Origin of the sequence: Burkholderia sp. Bp9015, from assembly GCF_003853505.1 — a bacterium.
Lineage (GTDB): Bacteria > Pseudomonadota > Gammaproteobacteria > Burkholderiales > Burkholderiaceae > Burkholderia.
Genome location: NZ_QTPZ01000001.1, coordinates 39,683 through 60,366 on the forward strand (window position 1 = coordinate 39,683; position 20,684 = coordinate 60,366).

At 68.3% G+C, this 20,684-nt stretch carries 16 protein-coding genes; 5 read left to right on the top strand and 11 right to left on the bottom strand.

What is annotated here, in order from left to right; genetic code table 11:
- Nucleotides 1–21: 21 nt before the first annotated feature.
- Nucleotides 22–489, top strand: coding sequence for an OsmC family protein (locus tag DIE12_RS00215; RefSeq protein ID WP_044844593.1), 468 nt, complete (start codon nucleotides 22–24; stop codon nucleotides 487–489).
- Between the two features lie 21 nt (nucleotides 490–510).
- On the opposite strand, the gene otsA is transcribed toward DIE12_RS00215, so the two are convergent.
- On the bottom strand, nucleotides 511–1,917 hold the full coding sequence (gene otsA, locus DIE12_RS00220) for an alpha,alpha-trehalose-phosphate synthase (UDP-forming) (RefSeq protein WP_044844592.1): 1,407 nt from the start codon (nucleotides 1,915–1,917) through the stop codon (nucleotides 511–513).
- A gap of 470 nt (nucleotides 1,918–2,387) precedes the next feature.
- Nucleotides 2,388–4,466 carry a TonB-dependent receptor gene (locus tag DIE12_RS00225; RefSeq protein ID WP_260428989.1) on the bottom strand — a complete coding sequence of 693 codons (2,079 nt, stop codon included), beginning with the start codon at nucleotides 4,464–4,466 and terminating at the stop codon, nucleotides 2,388–2,390.
- A 411-nt stretch (nucleotides 4,467–4,877) separates the two neighbouring features.
- On the opposite strand from DIE12_RS00225, the gene adhP reads away from it, so the two are divergent.
- A complete protein-coding gene (adhP, locus tag DIE12_RS00230; protein WP_124484734.1) occupies nucleotides 4,878–5,906 on the top strand; it encodes an alcohol dehydrogenase AdhP in 1,029 nt (342 codons plus the stop codon).
- A 64-nt stretch (nucleotides 5,907–5,970) separates the two neighbouring features.
- Here adhP and DIE12_RS00235 read toward each other — a convergent pair whose 3' ends face one another.
- The 3 genes from DIE12_RS00235 to DIE12_RS00250 form a co-directional block, all read right to left on the bottom strand.
- A complete protein-coding gene (locus DIE12_RS00235) occupies nucleotides 5,971–7,431 on the bottom strand; it encodes a sialidase family protein (RefSeq protein ID WP_124519388.1) in 1,461 nt (486 codons plus the stop codon).
- A gap of 472 nt (nucleotides 7,432–7,903) precedes the next feature.
- Entirely contained in the window at nucleotides 7,904–8,335 is a 432-nt protein-coding gene (locus DIE12_RS00245; RefSeq protein WP_124519389.1) for a MarR family winged helix-turn-helix transcriptional regulator, read from the bottom strand.
- Nucleotides 8,332–9,249: a serine aminopeptidase domain-containing protein gene (locus tag DIE12_RS00250; protein WP_124519390.1), complete on the bottom strand. Its 918-nt coding sequence runs from the start codon at nucleotides 9,247–9,249 to the stop codon at nucleotides 8,332–8,334. Before DIE12_RS00250 ends, DIE12_RS00245 begins: the two co-directional genes overlap by 4 nt.
- A 301-nt stretch (nucleotides 9,250–9,550) precedes the next feature.
- Between DIE12_RS00250 and DIE12_RS00255 the strand changes: the two genes are divergently transcribed.
- Entirely contained in the window at nucleotides 9,551–10,516 is a 966-nt protein-coding gene (locus DIE12_RS00255) for an ABC transporter substrate-binding protein (protein ID WP_044844585.1), read from the top strand.
- Nucleotides 10,517–10,568: 52 nt separating this feature from the next.
- Complete coding sequence (locus DIE12_RS00260) at nucleotides 10,569–11,669, top strand: LLM class flavin-dependent oxidoreductase (RefSeq protein ID WP_124519391.1); 1,101 nt, start codon at nucleotides 10,569–10,571, stop codon at nucleotides 11,667–11,669.
- 135 nt (nucleotides 11,670–11,804) lie between these two features.
- Here DIE12_RS00260 and DIE12_RS00265 read toward each other — a convergent pair whose 3' ends face one another.
- From DIE12_RS00265 to DIE12_RS00290, 6 genes are all read right to left on the bottom strand, one after another.
- Complete coding sequence (locus tag DIE12_RS00265) at nucleotides 11,805–12,737, bottom strand: ABC transporter substrate-binding protein (RefSeq protein ID WP_124519392.1); 933 nt, start codon at nucleotides 12,735–12,737, stop codon at nucleotides 11,805–11,807.
- 34 nt (nucleotides 12,738–12,771) lie between these two features.
- Entirely contained in the window at nucleotides 12,772–14,559 is a 1,788-nt protein-coding gene (locus DIE12_RS38910; protein WP_124484740.1) for an amino acid ABC transporter permease/ATP-binding protein, read from the bottom strand.
- A 59-nt stretch (nucleotides 14,560–14,618) separates the two neighbouring features.
- Complete coding sequence (locus DIE12_RS00275) at nucleotides 14,619–15,977, bottom strand: LLM class flavin-dependent oxidoreductase (RefSeq protein WP_124519393.1); 1,359 nt, start codon at nucleotides 15,975–15,977, stop codon at nucleotides 14,619–14,621.
- A gap of 7 nt (nucleotides 15,978–15,984) precedes the next feature.
- Nucleotides 15,985–17,043: an LLM class flavin-dependent oxidoreductase gene (locus DIE12_RS00280; protein WP_124519394.1), complete on the bottom strand. Its 1,059-nt coding sequence runs from the start codon at nucleotides 17,041–17,043 to the stop codon at nucleotides 15,985–15,987.
- Between the two features lie 39 nt (nucleotides 17,044–17,082).
- A complete protein-coding gene (locus DIE12_RS00285) occupies nucleotides 17,083–18,024 on the bottom strand; it encodes an ABC transporter substrate-binding protein (protein WP_124519395.1) in 942 nt (313 codons plus the stop codon).
- Nucleotides 18,025–18,086: 62 nt separating this feature from the next.
- Entirely contained in the window at nucleotides 18,087–18,647 is a 561-nt protein-coding gene (locus DIE12_RS00290; protein WP_124519396.1) for a GNAT family N-acetyltransferase, read from the bottom strand.
- Between the two features lie 755 nt (nucleotides 18,648–19,402).
- Here DIE12_RS00290 and DIE12_RS00295 point away from each other — a divergent pair.
- Nucleotides 19,403–20,671, top strand: a complete 1,269-nt coding sequence (locus DIE12_RS00295; protein ID WP_124519397.1) for a M20 family metallopeptidase — start codon at nucleotides 19,403–19,405, stop codon at nucleotides 20,669–20,671.
- The last annotated feature ends 13 nt before the right edge of the window (nucleotides 20,672–20,684 follow it).

Consider the following 20,684-nt stretch of genomic DNA (forward strand, 5'->3'; position numbering starts at 1 on the left):
TTTTCGAGTCACGGAGTCGCCATGAGCGAGGCACACGTATCGGTGGATGTCGCGCAGCATGCGCGTTTCAGTTTCGAAGTCACGTTTGCCGGCACCGAGCTTTCGCCGGTGCTCACCGACGAGCCGCCGCCGCTCGGTGCCGGCCGCGGCCCGAACCCGGTCCGGCTGCTGGCCGCGGCGGTCGCGAGCTGCCTCGCGGCGAGCCTGTTGTTCGCGCTCGAGAAACAGCGCGTCGATCCGCAGCCCGTCACCGCGCATATCGACGTCGACATGGTGCAGAACGACGCGGGCAGGGTGCGCGTCGGCGCGATGGCCGTGACGCTGTCGGTCGGCAAGGCATGGGCCGATCTCGCGGCGGCGACGCGCATGCTCGACCGGTTCGATGCGTATTGCGTGGTGACCGAGAGCATGCGCGAAGGCATTCCGATCGCGGTGGCGGTGCAGGACGTGAACGGTGCGGTGCTCGACCGCGAGACGACCGGCGTGTAAGCGAGGGCAGGACCCGGCGCGTCAGGACACGGTCGCGGCGGCGACTTCCGCGGCCTCGGCGAGCGCCTCGAGAAAGCGCGTACGCCACCAGTGCACGTCGGTCTTGCGCACGATCGCCATCAGCGCGTCGTGACGCTGGCGGCGTTCGTCGAGCGGCATCGTGAGCGCGCGCTGGATCGCCTGCGCGGTGCCCTGCGTGTCGTACGGATTGACGAGCAGCGCAGGCTTCAGCTGCTCGGCCGCGCCCGCGAAACGCGACAGCACGAGCACGCCCGGGTCGGCCTCGTCCTGCGCGGCGAGAAACTCCTTCGCGACCAGGTTCATCCCGTCGCGCAGCGGCGTGACGAGCGCGACGCGGCTCGCGCGGTAGAGGCCCGGCAAGCGCTTGCGCGCGACCGTGCGGTGGATGTAGCGCATCGGCATCCACTCGAGTTCGCCGTAATCGCCGTTGATCGCGCCGCACAGGCTGTCCATCTCGCGCCGCAGGTCGTCGTACGCGCCGAGATCCTCGCGGCTCGGCGCGGCGATCTGGATCAGCGTCGCGCGGTCGCGGTTCTCCGGATACTGTTCGAGCAGCTGACGGAACGCGTGCACGCGCTGCGGCAGCCCCTTCGTATAGTCGAGCCGGTCGACGCCGACGAGCAGCTGGCGGCGCGAATACTCGTCGCGCATCCGCTCGAACATGTCGATGCCGTCGCGATTCTCCGCGAGCGCCGTGAACTCGTCGACGTTGATGCCGATCGGAAACGCACCGGCCGACAACGTGCGGCCGAACGCGCGCAGGCGGCCGTCCGGCAGCCGCGCGGCGCCGGCTTCCGCCTCGACGTAGTGCTCGAAGTGAAGCAGGTCCGATTCGGTCTGGAAGCCGACGAGATCGTAGGCGAACAGCGAGCGCATCAGCCACTCGTGCTCCGGGATCGCGGCCATGATCGGCGGCGGCGGCATCGGAATGTGCAGGAAGAAACCGATCGGGTTCGTGCAGCCCGTCGCGCGCAGCTCGGCGGCGAGCGGAATCAGCTGATAGTCGTGGACCCAGACGATATCGTCGGGGCGCAGCAGCGTGCTCAGCTTGCGCGCGAACAGCTGGTTCACGCGCCGGTATCCGTCCGCGAAGCGGCGGTCGAACTGTGCGAGATCGAGGCGGTAGTGGAACACCGGCCACAGCACGTTGTTCGAGTAGCCGAGGTAGTACGCGTCGTAATCCTGCGGATCGAGATCGATCGTCGCGAGCTGGATGCCGCCGACGTTCTGGATCTGCACGTCTTCGCCGTGCGCGGGATGGTCGCCGTCGCCGCGCAGCCTGCCGCTCCACCCGAACCAGACGCCGCCCGATTCCTGCAGGCTGTCTTTCACGGCCACGGCAAGCCCGCCTGCCGCGGCCTTACGGGGATCTGCAATACGATTGGATACGACGACGAGTCGGCTCACCAGCTCTCCTGCGAATGGTTGGGGAAGGTTCGTGCGGCCAGGGCGTGAGGCGGACGCCGCCATCGACGCGTGGCGCGATGGGGCCGCGATACGAGCGGACGGGAATCAGGGCGCGCGATTCGCCGTCCGAACGTGGAGTGCTTTTTTTAGGATACTCGTCATTCGGCTGATTTAAAAGTGCATGACCGGGATCAATGATCCTGGCTATCGGTGCGATGCAGTGCGATGCGCGGCGTTCCGCGCGTTCGACCGGCAGGACCGGAAATTGCACGGCACTGCAGCGGCCGTGTGCGCAACGGAAGGTGGAGGGCCGGAGAAGGGAGAGCGAAGGCGAGGGCGATCGATCGTGTTCGGTCACGCCGGCGCGGTCGATCGCGACGGTTTCGATCGACGCAGGCTGGCTGCGCCGATCGATCATGGCGGGCGTTGGCGACGCGCGGGACGCGTGGCGCGAACGCACCGGCGCGCGATCAGAACGTCGTGCGCAGGCCGGCCATCACGCTGCGGCCGCCTTCCGGCGCGAAGCCGCGCACGACCGAGGTCGCATAGCGGATCTCCTGGTTCGTCAGGTTGTCGCCGCGCAGGTACGCGAGCCAGTGCGTCGCGCCGACACGGAACTTGTACGTCAGCATCACGCCAAGCGACGTGTAGCCGTCCGTCGGAAAGTCGTTGTCGGGCACACGATGCTGCGACCACGCGTGCGTGACCTGCGCGCGTGCGCCGAACGGGCCGTAGCCGTAGTCGGCCGCGAGCGTCACGCGCAGCGGCGCGATCCGCGGCAGCGGCTGGCCGGTGTCGACGTTGCGCGCATGCGTGTAGTCGGCGGTCAGTTCCAGGTCGACCGTATGGCCGCGCTGCGCGAACGCGCGCCATTTGCCGTCGAGTTCGACGCCATAGAACTCGGCGCGCACGCCGCGATAGATTGCTTCGTTGAGCGTATCACCGGCGCCGGGCGCGACCGGTTCGCCGTCGCCGTTCACGACGCGGCCCGTGTTGTACTCGGTCAGGTAGTTCGAGAAGCGGTTGTAGAACACGCCGACGCTGCCGCGGTTCGGGCCGCTCGCGTAGCGCAGCGACAGGTCGGTCGACACGGCCTTTTCCTTCGACGCGTTCGGGTTGCCGATCAGGAACTGGCCGGTCGCATCGTGCGGGCCGTTCGAGTACAGCTCGTAGAAGGTCGGCGCGCGCTCCGTGTAGGCGACGTTCGCCGCGACCGACCATACGGGCGTCAGCGAGAACAGCGCGCCGGCCGAGACGCTGCCGGCATTGAAGTCGCGCGGCTGCGCGAGCGCGAATTTCTCGACGCCGGCCGGATCGGGATCGACCTTCACGTGCTCGAAGCGCCCGCCGACGCTCAGCTTCAGCGCCGGGACGACCTGCCATTCCTCGAGACCGAACAGCGCGACGCTGTTCGTGCGCGTCGACGGCACGAGCGTTTCGTCGCCGAGCGCCGAGAACGTGTTCTGGCCGAACTGCACGCCGATCGCGCCTTCGAACGGGCCGATCCTGCGATGCCGCGCCTCGATGCGCGCTTCGTAGCCGCGGTTGCGGAAGGTGGTGGCGGTCTCGCCGTTGTCGACTTCCTTGTGGCGATAGTCGGTGTACGCGAAGTCGAACTTCAGCTTCGTGAACGGGCCGCTCAGGTTGCGTATCTCGGACGCGAACGCGAGCCGTTCCTGGCGCATCCGCAGGCGCACGTCGTCCTCGGCGACGGAGCCGTAGTTCGACTCGTAGCCGCTGTACGACAGGCCCGCGAAACCGTCGGCCCACGTGTACGACGCGCCGAGCGCGCCGCCATGCACGCGGCCGTCGCTGTTCGGCACGTTGCCGTACGGTTGCGGCGTATCGGGATCGTCGATCGCGCGTTGCTGGCTGCTGCGTGCGTAGCCGGGAATCCGCAGCTTGCTCGTTTCACGGTCGAACGCGTCGACATGGAACGCGAAGCGGCCGTTGCCGCCTTCGACCTGCGCCGCGCCCGCGCGCACCGAGTTCGCGCCGCCGTAGCGCGCGTCGAGCGCGCCCGTCACGCCTTCGATCGCTTCGCGCGGAATCCGGTTGTCGATCGTGTTGACGACGCCGCCGACCGCGTTGCCGCCGTACAGCAGCGCGGCCGGACCGCGCACGATCTCGACGCGCTCGATCGACAGCGGATCCTGCGGCACCGCGTGGTCGTACGACAGCGACGACGCGTCGTAGGCGGCGACGCCGTTCTGCAGCAGCCGGATCCGGTCGCCGTCCATCCCGCGAATGATCGGGCGGCCGACCATCGGCCCGTAGGTGGTGGTCGACACGCCGGGCAGGCCGTTGAGCGTCTCGCCGAGCGAATCGGCCTGGCGGCGCGTCAGCGCATCGCCGGACAGTTGCGCGGTCGGCGCGATCAGCTCGGTGTCGCCGAGCGGGTTCGCGGTCACGAAGATCGGCGCGAGTGGTGTGGTCTGTGGCGGCGAAGACGGGGCGGGCGTCTCGGCCTGCGCGTGCGCGACGGCGGCGAACAGCATCAGCGAAACGGGCGAGAGCAGGCGAAGCGGTAGACGAGGGAGGTCGCGCATGGTCGGTGAATCGGTTGGTATCGGATCGAAAAGCGAGCCGCGCGGGTTAAGGCCGGATACGATATATTGTTGCATTCGCGGCGCGTAATGACCCGGTTGGATTGGACTCGGCGTAGCCCGGCCACCCGGATGAGCGAGTTTCAGGTGGACGAGGTCGCGAAATGATATGTTATATCATTTCAAATTCAAAGCGAAACGGCGGCATGCCGCAGGGTTTCCGACAAGCTGCGGAAACGGCGGCGAAAGCAGAGCCGGGCCGTCAAACCCGCGCCGGCACTGGTGGCCCACGCAATAGGTCTCGCGATGAATCTGTCACTGTCGCGCGCGTTTCCCGCTCCGTTGATACGCATCAAGTCGTTCCGGTTTCGAGCCCGGATACTGGCCCGGTCATCGACCAGACAGGAGCGACGCATGACTCAAACCATGAAGGCGGCGGTGGTCCACGCGTTCGGCGAACCGTTGCGCATCGAGGAGGTGCCGGTCCCGACGCCGGGCCCGGGCCAGATCCTCGTCAACATCAAGGCTTCGGGCGTCTGCCACACCGACCTGCACGCAGCCGACGGCGACTGGCCCGTGAAGCCGACGCTGCCGTTCATTCCCGGCCACGAAGGCGTGGGCGTCGTCGCGGCGGTCGGGGCGGGCGTCACGCACGTGCGCGAGGGCGACCGCGTCGGCGTACCCTGGCTCTATACGGCATGCGGTCACTGCGAGTACTGCCACACCGGCTGGGAAACCCTTTGCCACGGGCAGCAGAACACCGGCTATTCGGTCAACGGCAGCTATGCGGAATACGTGCTGGCCGATCCCGACTACGTCGGCCATCTGCCCGCGCAGGTCGCGTTCGACGAGATCGCGCCGATCCTGTGCGCGGGCGTGACCGTCTACAAGGGCATCCGCGTCACCGACACGCGTCCGGGCCAGTGGCTCGCGATTTCGGGCATCGGCGGGCTCGGCCACGTGGCCGTGCAGTACGCGCGCGCGATGGGCCTGCACGTCGCGGCGATCGACGTGTCTCCCGCCAAACTCGCACTCGCGCGCGAGCTGGGCGCCGAACTGACGATCGATGCGTCGGCCGACGATCCGGCGAAGGTGATCCAGAAGGAGATCGGCGGCGCGCATGGCGTGCTGGTGACGGCCGTGTCGCGCAGCGCGTTCGCGCAGGCGCTCGGGATGGTGCGGCGCGGCGGCACGGTGGCGCTCAACGGCTTGCCGCCCGGCGATTTCCCGCTGCCGATCTTCTCGACGGTGCTGAACGGCATCACGGTGCGCGGCTCGATCGTCGGCACGCGGCGCGACCTGCAGGAATCGCTCGACTTCGCGGCGGACGGGCTGGTGCGCGCACATATCCATCGCGACCGGCTCGGCAACATCAACGACATATTCGCGCGGCTGCGCGAAGGGAAAGTCGACGGTCGCATCGTGCTGACCGACATGCATTGACGCGCATTCGGGAGCGCTGCCGCGACGCAATGGACGTCGCGGCGGCGCTACGCTCACCCGCGCATCACGGCGCGAAGAACACGTCGGTGCGGTTCGTCAGGTTGCCTGCGTTGGTCTGGACGAAGAACGGATGGAACGACGACGACGGCAGCACGTCGAGCCCCTGGTAATCGCCGATGAAGAAGCCTTCCGCATTCGGCGCGAGCTTCATGTCGAACGGGCCGCCGACGCGCCGCTCGTCCGCGAACGTGGTGCCGTTGTCGTGCGAGATCTTGCGCCAGAACCCGGTCGGCAGCGTCGTCGTATTGCCGGCCAGCAGGTCGCGGAAATCATAGTGCGTGACCATCACCGAGCCGGCATTGTCGACGCGCACCGACGGATTGAACGCGGGACGCCCGGTCGGCGTGTTCACTTGCAGCGGCGCGCTCCAGCTCGCGCCGCCGTCCTTCGACGTCGATAGCGCGATCTCGTCGTAGTTGCCGCCGTTGAAGCGGCTGTCCTGCCATACGACGTAGAGCTGCCCCGACGCCGGATCGATCGCCGGTTCCGGAATGATGTCGCCGGTGCGTACCGGTTCGCCGGTGTTCGGATCGGTCACGCCGACCGTCTGCAGCCCGGCGATCACCTGCGGTTTCGTCCAGGTCGCGCCGTCGTCGGTCGACTTGACGAACGCGACCTTGCCGGCCGCCTTGTTGAACGGCGGCTGGATCAGGTCGAAGAAGTCGTAGAGCGTGCCGGTCTTCGGATCGACGACGATCTGGTTGCCGATCGTCTGCTGGCGCGACGGCACGTTGACGATCACCTTCGCACGGCTCCACGTCTTGCCGCCGTCGACCGTCTTCGAGAAGAACGTCGGCCCGCGGTATGCCTGCGTGTGCAGGTTCGCATACGGGTTGCCGTTCGGCAGTTCGAGGCGGTCCCACACCGCGTAGGCCGTGCCGGCCTTCACCGGGTTCGCCGTCACCGATTCCTTGTCGTTGAAGAACTGCGTCGTCGGTTCGTCGTTCGCGATCAGCACGGCCGGGCTGCTCCATGTCTGTCCGCCGTCGGTCGACACCGAGGCCGCGACCGCGTTGCTGTTGTTCGACTGGTTGAACGAGATCGATACCGAATACGCGGTGCCGTCCGGACCGAACGACACCCACGGATCGGACGCGCGCTCGTACTTGAGCCCGCCGGGCGCGCAAGCGCTGAACGGCTGCGGCGTGCGCGCCCAGGTCGCGCCGCCGTCGAACGTGTAGCCCGCGACGAGCCCGTGGGCGCCGCCGTTCGACCAGCGGTCCTGCTGCCACACGCCGATCATGTTGGTCGGGTTCGCCGGGTTGACCGACAGCCACGGTTCGACCTCGGCGTTCACGTAGTTCGTGCCGGGGCCGCCGATGGTGCAGGCGGCGAACGGGCTCGGGCCGGACACGACCACGGGATCGGCATGCGCGGCCGCGGCGGCGGCCATCGCCACGGCCATCGCGGCGGACAGGCGGGTGAGGCTGGGGACAAGCGAGTGGGACACGATCGTGCGTCGCATGGACTGCTCCTCGTTGACGTGCGGCGGCGATGGCGCGGCACGGCGGCACGACGCGCACCGGTACGCGCGGCAATAAATGCCGTGCCATGCGTCGGATCGTGTCGTTCAGGAAGCCGCCGCGGTCATCGCAATCCGCGTGTGCTGGATGCCGCCAGCACGTCGGTCAAGACACCTCTTCGTTTTCATTGCTTGTCGGGTGCGTCCAGGGTTGCGGACGCAACGGGAAGGCCAGGCCGTGCAGACGACGAATGCGTCGAAGTGGATTGCAATGTAGGCGATCGATATGCGGCGCGGCAGGCAATTTTTTGTAACAGTACGTAGCCGGAAAGCGTTGCCGAAGCAATGCCGCCGAAATGCAAAATTTGCCGCCTGAAAGTTCGGAAACCGAATTGAAAGCGCGAATCGAAAGCACGAATCGAAATCGCTATCGATTACGCGGATTCGTGCCCATGCGGCGCGCCGCCGGCACGGTTCAGCGCTCGGCCGGAAAGCGGTCCTGCAATGCGTGCAGCCAGCGCGCGACGACGTCGAGTTCGGCGTCGGAAAAGCCGTCGCACAGCTTGCCGTTCAGCTCGCGCAGCGCCACGCGCGCGCGCTTGAGCGCCGCGTGTCCTTCGTCGGTCAGGAACAGTCGCGTTGCGCGCCCGTCGTCCGAATCGGCGTGACGCGCAAGCAGGCCGGCCTTCGCCATCCGGTCGGCGAGCCCCGTCATCGCGGACGGCGCCAGTTGCAGCGCCGCGCCGACTTCGCCGATCAGCGCGCCGTCCTGCCTCGCGAGGCAGAACAGCACGCCGGCCTGCGCGGCGCTCGCGCGCGCATCGGTCTCGGCCTTGCGGTCGACCCAGCGCTGCACGCGCCGCTGGCCGATGTTCAACAGGAAAAACAGTCGTCGGTCTTCGCTCAAGCTCGGTTCCCGGCTGCAATGGAAAGGGACGGGCGACCCGCATCGCGCGGCGCGTCGAGCGCCTGCGCGAGCCAGTCGGCGACCGCGGGCCACAGCACCGTGCCTGGCCGGCTGCGGAAGAAGCCCATGTGTCCGACCGGCCCGCTGCCCGCGGCGTGCGGATCGATCTGGCGGCGTTCGACGGCCGCCCGGGTCAGGTAGCTTACCAGCAGGTCGATCGCGGGCGGGTTCGCCCACGGATCGTCGTCGAAGCCGAGCACGAGGATCGGCAGCCGCTGCTTCGAGAAGCGCTCGGCTGCGCCGAGCGTCGGATCGTCGAAGAAGTAGCGCGGCAGCGTGGTCCAGCGGCTCCATTCGCGGAACACGCCGGCCGGGAGGTCCTCGCCGAGGCCGAGCCGCTTGCCGGGCACGTAGCCGAGCAGCGCGGACGCGAGCGGGCCGAGCACGCGCAGGATCAGCCGCACCTTCAGCCGCTCGGCCGCGCGGGCGATCAGCCGCGTGCTGCCCGCGTGCGCGGCGACGAGCACGGCCGCGCGCAGGTGCGCGGTGCCGGCCGACAGCCCGATCGCATGGCCGCCGACGCTATGCCCGACCGCCAGCAGCGGCAGCCCGTCGTGCGTAGCGCGCGCCCACGCGATTGCGGCGCCGACGTCGAGTTCGACCCAGTCGCGCATGCGGGCCTGCAGCGCGCTCAGCCGCGCGGGCCGCGACGCGCCGATGCCGCGATAGTTGTAGGTGAGCGCCGCGAAGCCGCGTTCGGTCAGGAAGCGCGCGAAGCCCGCGTAGAGCCGCTCCGGCACGGCGGTGGCCGGATGGATCAAGACCAGCGCGCGCGGCGGCGCGTCCGGTGACCACAGCGTGCCGCGCAGCGTGTAGCCGTCGGCGGCGGAAAACTCGATGGGTTCTGACGTCATGGCCGTCCTCGTTCCGGGTGGGTATTTCGTATGCGAAATATAGTTCGCCATGTATTTCGCGTGCGAAATATCTGTCGAGGGATCATTCGAACGGCGTCCCGCGAAGCCCGGTGAGCGGGGCCGCTGCGCGGCGATCATTCCATAAAACATTTGCATATTTGCATAGCAGAATATTGCGTTTGTCTCATGAAGCGGATCGCCGTATCTTCACCAGTTCCATCCCGTCCGCCAGCCGTCGCGCCAGGCGGACCCAGGGGCGACGCCGTCGCGCGGCCGCCCGCCAACCTCCGGGGAGATCACGTTGTTGAGCCGAATCGTCACGGCGCTGCTGCTCGCGCTCGCCGCGCAGCCGGGCATCGCGAAAGACACCGTCACGCTGCGCGTCGGTGAACAGAACTACTTCAACATCCAGGCATCGATGGAGGCGTCCGGCGTGTTGAAGGACCTGCCTTATACGATCGAGTGGAAGCACTTCCAGGCCGCCGCGCCCGTCGCCGAAAGCCTGAACGGCAACGCGATCGACGTCGGCTTCCTCGGCGATTCCGCGCTGCTCACGCTGGCCGCGCGCGGCGCGCCGGTGAAAGTCGTCGCGGTGTCGCGGCAGAGCCTCGACGGCGTCGCGATCCTCGTGCCGAAGAACTCGCCGGTGCGCACCGTCGCCGACCTGCAGGGCAAGACGATTGCGGTCTGGCGCGGTGCGTGGAGCCAGCAGCTCGTGCTGCGCGCGCTCGAACACGATGGCCTGCGCGCGGATTCCGTCAAGTACGCGTACCTGATGCCGATCGATGCGACCAACGCGCTCGCGAACGGCTCGGTCGACGCCGTGTCGCTGTGGGAGCCGTTCGTCAGCACGCTCGCGCTGCGGCAGGGCGCCCGTCCCGTGACGACCGCGCAGGGCCTGATGCCCGCGCTCAGCTTCGTCGCCGCGAACGAGCAGGCGGCCACGGCCAGGCGCGCGGAGATCACCGATTTCCTGAAGCGCGTGGTGGCGGCCCGCCAGTGGGTCGACAGTCATCCGCGCGAGTACGCGGACCTGTGGGCGAAGCGCGCGAAGCTGGAGCCGGACGTCGCGTACCGCTGGCTCAACAACGCGCACCAGCGCGTGGGCCCGGTCGACGACACGGCCGCGAAGGATGCGCAGAACACCGCCGACTTCCTGCACAAGGCCGGCGTGATTCCGGTCGCGTACGACACGGCGAAGCTGCTCGACCGCTCGTATGCGGGCGCGTTCGCGGCGCCCGCGCAGAAGACGGCCGCCGCGCAGTGAGCGTGCCGCAGCACGCAGCCATTTCCGATCGACGACAAGAAGGACCATCGACATGCCCGTCGACATCATCGGCATGATCACCGCGACGCCCGGCGCGGAGGTCGACGTACCGGGCGGGGCCGCCGTCCAGCCCGACTACGTGCGGCGCTTCGCGCAGGCGCACGAAGCCGCCGGCTTCGACCAGATCCTGGTCGGCCATTTCAGCAACGCGGCGGACGGCTTCATCGTCGCGTCGTTCGCGGCCGCCGCGACCGAACATATTCGCATCCTGCTCGCGCACCGGCCGGGCGTGATCGTGCCATCGGCCGCCGCGCGGCAGATCGCGACGCTCGACGTGTTCAGCGGCGGCCGGCTCGCATTGAACGTCGTGTCGGGCGGCGACGATGCCGATCTTCAGCGCGACGGCGATTTCGTGCCGCACGACGCGCGCTACCGCCGCACCGGCGAATATCTCGACGTGCTGAAACGCATCTGGCTGGCCGACACGCCGGTCGATCACGACGGCGAGTTCTATCGGCTGCATGGTGCGTCGCCGGTCGTGAAAGGCGCGCAGCAGCCGCACGTGCCGATCTATTTCGGCGGTTCGTCGCCGGCCGCGCTGGCCGTGGCCGGGCAGCACGCGGATGTCTATATGACGTGGGGCGAGCCGCTCGCGGCCGTGCGCGAGCAGATCGCGCGCGTGCGGGCCGCGGCAGGGCCGTTCGGACGCGCGCCGCGCATCAGCGTGTCGTTCCGGCCGATCGTCGCGGACACCGAAGCCGCCGCGTGGGAGAAGGCCGAGGCGATCCGCGCGCGCGTGCGCGCGGCGCGGCTCGCGAACGGCCAGCCGATCGACGGCCATGCGCCGCAGAACGCAGGGTCGCAACGCCTGATGGCCGCGGCCGCGCAGGGCGACGTGCTCGACGAGCGGTTGTGGATGGGCGTCGCGAACCTGACCGGCGCGCGCTGGAATTCGACCGCGCTCGTCGGCACGCCGGAACAGGTCGCGCGTGCGCTCGGTGCGTATTACGAACTCGGCGTATCGACGTTCCTGATTCGCGGTTTCGATCCGCTCGACGATGCGCTGGATTACGGACGCAAGCTGATTCCTGCGATCCACGCGCACATCGCGGAACTCGACCACCATCGCGATCGCGCGGCGCTGACGGCGTAGGAAACGACGGCCCGCCCACGTCGGTTCGCCCCGGCCTCTTCTTTAAGGGATGCCGGGGCGATTTCATTTGCTGCGCGACCGATGCGCAGCTCGCCGTGCCGACGCAACGACGCGTCGGCACATCGACACATCGAATCAAAACGACGGCAATCCCGGCGGATTCGTCTCCGCGCGCGCGACCGCCTCGCTCTGCAACCCCCAGCGCGCCAGCGCCTGCCCGTAGCGGCCGTTGTCGATCAGCGCGTTCGTCGCGAGCGTCAGCGCCGGCGCGAGCCCGCTGCCGCGGCGCGTCGCGATCGCGACGTCGGCGTTCGCGGGCCAGCCCGCGTTGACGACGCCGACCCGCCGGATCTTGCCGTCGCGCGCGGCTTCGTACGCGAGCGACGCGTTCGGATTCAGCTCGGCATCGGCGCGGCCCGACAGCAGCGCGACGCGTGCCGCCGCATCGTCGTCGAAATAGAGCAGTTCGGTCGGCTTCAGCCCTTGCGCGACGTTGCGCCGGCTCCACTCGAGCAGGATGCGCTCCTGGCTCGTCCCCGCGCCCGTGATGACGCGCAGGCCGGCGACGTCCTTCGGTTCGGCGATCTTCGCGATCGGGCTCGCGGTGCGCACGTAGAAGCCGTGCAGCCCGAGCCGGTAGGTCGTGAAGTCGTATTTCTCCTTGCGCTTCTCGGTCACGCCGACGTTCGAGATCACCGCGTCGTACTTGCCCGACGAGAGCCCGAGCGGCCAGTCGGCCCATGCGATCGGCACCAGCACCAGCGTGCGGCCGAGCGCGTCGGCGACGAGCTGCGCATAGTCGGGATCGGCGCCGACCACGGTGCGTGCATCGGTCGCATAGGTCGATACCGGTGGCGCGTGCGGCGAGATCGCGACCGTGAAGGCCCCGTCGCGTACCCAGCGGTAGTTGCTTGCCGCGCGAATCGCCGCATCGTCGCGCGATGCGCGGATCCGGCCGGCCTGGCGCGGATCGAGGTCCGCCGTCGCGGCGGCGGCCTCGGCCGCGTGCCACCGGAGGCCGGCGGCGGCCGCCAGCGTGGCGGTGATGAACTGGCGTCGGTCGATCATCGTCGGTTGCCTCGCAGGTCGTGAGCGGCGTGCATCAGAGCACCCGTGACAGGAACGCGCGTGTGCGCGGATGGGCCGGCGCGTCGAGCACGACGGCGGGCGGCCCCGACTCGACGATGCGGCCGCGCTCCATGAACAGCACGTTGTCCGCGACTTCGCGCGCGAAGCCGATCTCGTGCGTGACGATCACGAGCGTGGTGCCCGAGCGTGCGAGCTCCTTGATCACGTCGAGCACTTCGTTGACCAGTTCGGGATCGAGCGCCGACGTCGGCTCGTCGAACAGCAGCACCTTCGGGCGCAACGCGAGCGCGCGCGCGATCGCGACGCGCTGCTGCTGGCCGCCGGACAGCTGGCGCGGGTACGCATCGGCTTTATCGGCGAGGCCGACGCGCGCGAGCAGCGTGCGCGCGGTGCGTTCGGCGGCCTCGCGCGTGACGCCGCCGACGGCGACCGGCGCCTCGATCAGGTTCTCGAGCACCGTCAGGTGCGGAAACAGGTTGAAGTTCTGGAACACCATGCCGACCGCCGTGCGGCGCTTCAGCACGTCGCGCTCCTTCAACTCGTGCAGCACGTCGCCGTCACGCCGATAGCCGATCAGCTCGCCGTCGATGTCGATGAAGCCGTCGTCGACGCGCTCGAGATGGTTGATGGTGCGCAGCAGTGTCGACTTGCCCGAACCGGACGGCCCGACGATCACCGTCACGCTGCCGCGCGGTGCGACGAACGACACGTTGTCGAGCACGCGCTGCATGCCGAACTGCTTCGATACGTTGTGCACGGCGACTTCGCCGCCGGTGCGCGGCACCGGAGCGGCCGCGGCGTCATCGTGAGCCGCTGCGCCGGTTGCCGTTGCGTTGCGCGCCGCTGCATGCCGCCACAGCGCACTGACGCGCGCCAGCACGAACGTCAGCGCCGACGGCGGCGGGTTGCGCAGCGCGCCGCGCGCATAGTGGCGCTCGACCTGTACCTGGATCGCGGACAGCACGGTCAGGATGATCAGGTACCAGACGGTCGCGACCATCAGCAGCGGAATCACTTCGAGATTGCGGCGATAGATCACCTGCACCGTGTAGAACAGCTCGGGCATCGCGAGCACGTAGACCATCGACGTGCCTTTCGCGAGCGAGATCAGGTCGTTGAACGCGGTCGGCAGGATCGCGCGCATCGCCTGCGGCAACACGATCCGCGTGGTCTGGCGGCCGCGCGGCAGGCCGAGCGCGGCGGCCGCTTCGAGCTGGCCCTGGTCGACCGCGAGAATGCCGCCGCGAATCACTTCCGCGGAAAACGCCGCGTGGTTCAGCGAGAGGCCGAGCACGGCCGCGAGGAACGGGCTGATCAGGTCGGTGGTCGGCGTGTCGAACCACACGATGTCGGTGAACGGCACGCCGAGCCGCACGTGTTCGTACAGGTAGCCGAGGTTGTTGAGGATCAGCAGCAGCACGATCAGCGGAATCGACCGGAACAGCCACACGAAGGTCCATGCGCTCGCCGCGAGCAGACGCGAGCGCGACAGCCGCGCCAGCGCGACGAACCCGCCGAGCGCGAAGCCGAACACCGCGCCGAGCAGCGTCAGCACCAGCGTGCGCGCGAGCCCGGACAGCACCGGCGGCGACAGGAACCACTCCGCGAACACCGGCCAGCCCCATTGCGGGTTGCCGAGGATCGAATACAGCACGAGTGCGATCAGCACGAGCGCGAGCACGGTGCCGACGGTGCGCGACCGGTGCCGGGCCGGCACGATCCGCAGGTGCGTGCCGGCGTCGCGGGCGCGGGAGGGGGAGAGCGGCGGCACTGCGCCGCCGAGATGGGTCGTGTCGCTCATGTCGGTGAGGGTCCTCGATCGAGTTGGCCGGAAGCGCCGCGCGAGGCGGCGCGTCGGCGTCATGCGTGCGCTTCGGCCGCGTCGTCCTGTTGCTGCACCGCGCCGGGCGCCGCATGGCGGCTCGCCTTGCGCGGCAGGCCGAGGTGGTCGCGCAGCGTGCTGCCCGGCAGGTCGCGGCTATAACGGCCGCGCGCCTCGAGTACCGGAATCACGAGGTCGATGAAGTCGTCGACGCCCTGCGCCTGTACCGGGAAGCCGAGGATGAAGCCGTCGCCGGCACCGGCGTCGTGCCAGCGGATCAGCTCGTCGGCGACGTGCTCGGCCGTGCCGATGAAGTTCGGGCGCGGCGTCGCGACGGCGAGCGCAGTCTCGCGCAGCGTGAGGTGCTTGCGCTTCGCGTCGGCCTTGATCCGGTCGGTGGTCGAGCGGAAGCTGTTGCGGCCGATGTCGCCGAGCTCGGGGAACGGCGCATCGAGCGCGTACTGCGTGAAATCGTGGTGATCGAAATAGCGGCCGAGATACGCGAGCGCTTCGTCGATCGTCAGCAGGTCGCGGATCGCCTGGTATTTGTCTTCCGCCTCGGCGGCCGTGCGGCCGACGATCGGCCCGATGCCCGGGAAGATCTTCACGTCGCCGGGCTGCCGCCCGTGCTCGACCGCGCTTTGCTTCACGCGCCGTGTGAACGCGGCCGTTTCGTCGAGCGACGGCGAGTGCGTGAACACGGCGTCCGCGTACTTGCCCGCGAGCCCGATGCCGGTGTCGGACGAGCCGGCCTGGAAGATCACCGGCTGCCCCTGCGGCGAGCGCTGGATGTTCAGCGGGCCGGCAACCTGGAAGAAGCGGCCGTGGTGATCGAGCGTGTGGAGCTTGTCGCGATCGAAGAAGCGACCGGTCGCGCGATCGCGCACGAACGCGTCGTCGTCCCAGCTATCCCACAGCCCCTGCACGACCTCGAGGTATTCGTCGGCGATCTCGTAGCGCAGTTCGTGATCGGGATGCGCCTTGCCGAAATTCTTCGCGGTGCCTTCGAGCGGCGTCGTCACGACGTTCCAGCCCGCGCGCCCGCCACTGATCGTGTCGAGCGACGCGAGCTGGCGCGCGACCGTGAACGGCTCGCTGTACGACGTCGAGATCGTGCCCGCGAGGCCGATCTTCTTCGTCGCGACCGCGAGCGCCGACAGCACGGTGAGCGGCTCGAAGCGGTTCAGGAAGTGCGGGATCGACTTCTCGTTGATGTAGAGGCCGTCCGCGACGAACGCGAACGCGATGCCGGCGGCTTCCGCCTTGCGCGCGATGCCGATCGCGAAGTCGAGGTTGATGCTCGCGTCCGGCGGGTTGCTCGGGTGCCGCCATGCGTTCATGTGGCTGCCTGCGCCTTGCAGCATCAGGCCGAAGGGAATAGATCGTCGGGTCGTCATGGGCGCGTCACGCGTTCTGGTCGGGGGAAAGGGAGCGAAGGGAGCGGTCGGCCGCGAAGGCCGCCTGCACGGGGGTGATCGACTGCGCGCCGCCGAGCCATTCGGCCGACGCGAGCCGTGCCGCGTAATCGGTCACCGGCGAGTCGATCACGAACGCGTCGACGTCGAGCCGCCGGCTCAGCGCGTCGAGCGCGCGGTGGATGCGCTCGGGCGTATCGGCCAGCACGGTCGGGCGCAACTCGTCGATCCGGTAGTCGGACGCGCCGCTTTGCCGCGCAAATTCGGCCGCGGCCTGCGCGCTCGGCAGGTTGAAGCTCTGGCCGCCGGCGAACTGCAGCTTGAAGATCTTCAGCGGCCCGATCAGTCGCTCGGCCTCCTCGCGGGTCGGCGCGGCGACCGCGTACAGCGCGACGAGCGCTCGCGTGCCGCCTGCGTCGCGGTAGGCGGCCAGCGAGCGTTCGAGGTTCGCGTCGTCGCCGTTGAAGTGCCCCGCGTAGCAGAAGCGCCAGCCGTGTCGGGCGGCGAGCGCACCGCTGTCGGGCGAGCCGCCGAGCAGGATGCGCTCCGGCGCGTGCGGCGGCACCGGCATCGCGACCGCGCCGGCGAGCGGATGATCTTCGGCGACACCCCAGCCCAGGAACGCATCGAGTTCGGCGAGCTGGCCCGCGAAGCCCGGCTTTTTCGCCTTGTCGTGAAACCACTGCAGCGCGCGTGTGGTCAGCGGCAGCCCGCCGGGCGCCTTGCCGACGCCGAGATCGACGCGGCCCGGCCCGAGCGCGGCGAGCAGCTTGAAGGTTTCGGCGACCTTGAACGGGCTGTAGTGCTGCAGCATCACGCCGCCCGAACCGATGCGAATGCGCGACGTGTGCGCGAGCAGGTGCGCGACGACGATCTCGGGCGCGGAGCTCGCGAAGCCGGGCGCGCCGTGATGCTCGGCGACCCAGAAGCGCTCGTAGCCGAGCTGTTCGGCGCGCTGCGCGAGGGTCGTCGTGAAGCGCAGCGCGTCGGCGGCGGTCGCGCCGTCGGCGATCGGACTCTTGTCCAGCAATGAAAGCGAATAAGACATGGTGATCGGCGTTCCTGCGAAGGCGTGAAGGGGCGGCGCTCAGCTCTTCGGCAAACCCGGCGGATTCGTGCGCGACTGGTCGATCGCTTCGGACGCGAGGTTCCAGCGGTCGAGGATCTGCTGATAGCGGCCGTTCTTGATCAACCCGTTCAGCGCGACCGTCAACGGATCGGCGAGCCCGCTGCCGCGGCGCGTCGCGATCGCGATGTCGGCCGTGCGCGGCCAGCCGCCGCTGATCGCGCCGACGAGCCGTGTCTTGCCCTGCTGCGCGCTCTGGTACGCGAGCACCGAGTTCACGCTGAACACGGCATCGGCGCGACCCGACTGCACGGCGACGATCCGCATCGCTTGGTCGTCGTAGTACTGCACCTGCACCGGTTTCAGGCCGTGCGCGACGTTCTCGCGGTCCCACGCGAGCAGGATCTTTTCCTGGTTGGTGCCGGCGTCGGTCACGATGCGCAGCCCCGCGACGTCCTTCGGCTCGCGGATCGACTGGATCTTGCTGTCGTTGCGCACGTAGAAGCCGACCTGGTCCTTGCGGTAGGTCGAGAAATCGAATTTTTGCTTGCGCTCCTCGGTGACGGTGACGTTCGAGATCACGGCGTCGACCTTCCCCGATTCGAGCGCGAGCGGCCAGTCGGCCCACGCGAGCGGGACGATCTTCAGCTTGCGGCCGAGGCTGTCGGACACCAGCTGGCCGACGTCCGCGTCGAAGCCGACCACCGTGCGCGCGTCGGTCGCATACGTGCTGATCGGCGGCAGGCTCGGCGCGACGCCGATGGTCAGCGTGCCGGTTTCGGCGAACTTGAACGACGCTGGCACCGCGCGCTCGACGGTCGCATCGGCCGTGCCGCGCGGGCGGCCGCGCTGCTCGGGGCTCAGGTCGAAGGTCGCGGCGGCCGCGGCGATCGCGGTCACGCCGACCAGCGCGGCGGCCAGCGTGCGGAGCGCACGCGGCGTGAAGGGTACGGCTCGTTGCATGGATGCGTCCTTGTTGTGTTGTCGTCGGGAGCGAGGGAGCGGAATCGGATGACGCGACGCGTTCAGCGCGGCAGCACCGCTTCGGGCAGCGGCGCCCACAGGTCGGTGAGCGTCGACGTGCGCGACGGATCGGCGAGATCCTTGCCGAAGCGCAGGTGGAAATACGCTTCGGGGTCGATCGACGAGTCGAACAGCCGCGTATAGCCGGTGCGGTCGTACAGCGCCCACGCTTCGGGCTGGCGAAAGCCGGTGGTCAGGTACACGCGCCGATAGCCCTGTTGCGCGGCGCGCAGTTCCAGCGCGTCGACGATCAGGCGCGCGAGCCCCTGGCGGCGCAGGTCCGCGCGGGTCCAGATGCGTTTGAGTTCGGCGGTCTGCGCGTCGTAGCGCTTGAATGCGCCGCCGCCGATCGTCTCGCCGTCGCGCAGCAGCAGCACGAACGCGCCTTCGGGCGGCGCGAACAGCTCGGCCGGGTAGCGCGCGAGTTCGTCGCGTGCGGACGCGCGGCTGTCGGGGCGGTACGCGTCGTAGCGCGTCGCGTATTCGTCGATCAGCGCGTCGATCAACGGCTGGGCGCGGACGTCGAGCGGCGTCGTGTCGATGATGCGGTCGTTCGTGGCCATGGGCATCGCGAAGGGCGCGCGATGCGGACGTTCCTGGCGGGGGCGGGGCACATCGCCCGGCCGGTCTGTTCCGTTATCGCGACGCGGTTGTCGTGATGACGGCGGCCGCGGTGCTTCCTGCGCTGCATCCGGCGTGCCGCCGCCGTTTCGAACACGTTAGCGGCGTGGGCGGCAAAGGCGAACGAAGCAATTTCGATAAGGATTTCGCGGGGGGCGTCAGAAGGCTTGCAGGGGGAGTGGGGTGGGGAGGCGATTGAGAGTAGTGCGGAGCCGAGCCAGTTCGATGTGTGTGCAATACATATGAATGCCGTGGGTTTGCACGCTGTTATTGCTCGATGTTCTATCGGTATTGCCGATTTGGGGGGCGATAAGGTTTGGCAGGAAGCGGCAAATCAGCCAGAACGAGTCATACGCCGTCTCGCCGAGCCGGACCTGCGGGCGACCGCTTTGTCTTATGAATCGACAGGACCTTCCGGATTGCCGCTATCGAGACTATGGTTCTCTTCTAGTCCTGTCCCGCTTCGGGCAGCAGGCGACTTGACGGAAACGTAATACGAAGTGCCAGGGTAGAGCGGGCTCGCCCGGATGTTCCGTGTTTCCCCCCTGTCGCATGCATCGGACTAGTCGGCGGATTGCGTACCGCGCTCCTGCCGCCGTGTCGCCAGATCGGGCGCAAGCGCTGCCACGCTTCAACGACGGCCGACGCGTGCGATGCAACATCGGCCCCCGCAACGAACCATTTGAAAGGATCGATCATGCCTGCATTGGTGGAAGCGACCAAGGACGCCATCGAAAGCCTCCTGCCCGAGCTCGAAGCGATCTACAAGGACCTGCACGAGCATCCCGAACTGTCGATGCAGGAAGTGCGTACCGCACGTATTGCAGCCGATTATCTCGAAAATGTCGGCTACGACGTTACGCGGGGTGTCGGCGTGACCGGCGTCGTGGCGGTGTTACGCAACGGCGACGGTCCGACTGTAATGTTGCGCGCCGACATGGATGCGCTTCCGATGGAAGAAGCGACCGGATTGCCATATGCCAGCACGGCGAGGGCGAAGGACGAGGATGGCCTCGAAGTGGGCGTCGCGCACTCGTGCGGCCACGACATGCACGTGGCCTGGCTGATGGGTGTGGCGCACCTGATGGCTGCGCACCGGGACGCCTGGCGCGGAACGCTGATGGCGGTCTTTCAGCCGGGCGAGGAAGTGGCGCGCGGCGCCCGCAGCATGATTGACGACGGCATGGCCGAACGCTTCCCGAAGCCTGACGTGATCCTTGGCCAGCACGTCATGGTTGGCGCGGCGGGCACGGTCGGCTATCGGAGCGGCACGATTCTTTCGGCGGGCGACAGTTTGAAGGTGAGGCTGTTTGGACGCGGTTCGCACGGATCGCAGCCACAAACCTCGATCGATCCGGTCATCATGGCGGCTTCGACGACGCTCCGTCTGCAGACGATCGTATCGCGGGAAATCTCCCCGCGCGATAGTGCGGTGCTGACGATCGGTGCGCTGCAGGCGGGAACGAAAGAGAACATTATCCCCGACGACGCGACGCTCAAGCTCAACATGCGCACATTCGACGAAGACGTGCGCGAATACATGCTGGGTGCGATCCGTCGCATCTGTTGCGCGGAATGCATGGCCTCCAACGCACCACGCGAGCCCGAATTCACGACGCTCTCGAGCTATCCGCTGACGATCAACGACGCGCAGACAAGCGAGCGTGTGCGGGAGGCATTCGAAGCGCACTTTGGCGAGCGCGCCTACGAAACGCCCCCGGCAGCAGCGAGCGAGGACTTCAGCGTATTCGGGCGCGAATGGGGCGTGCTATATGGGTTCTGGTTCATCGGCGGGACCGATCCGGATACATTTGGAAAGGCGTTGGCGGAGAAAAAGCTCAACGAGATTCCCAGCAATCATTCGCCGAAGTTCGCGCCGGTACTCGACCCGACGCTGCGTACGGGGCTGGAAGCGATGCTATGCGCGGCAGGGGCGTGGCTCGACAAGCGAGATGCATCGGCGTGACTTCGCACGCCGG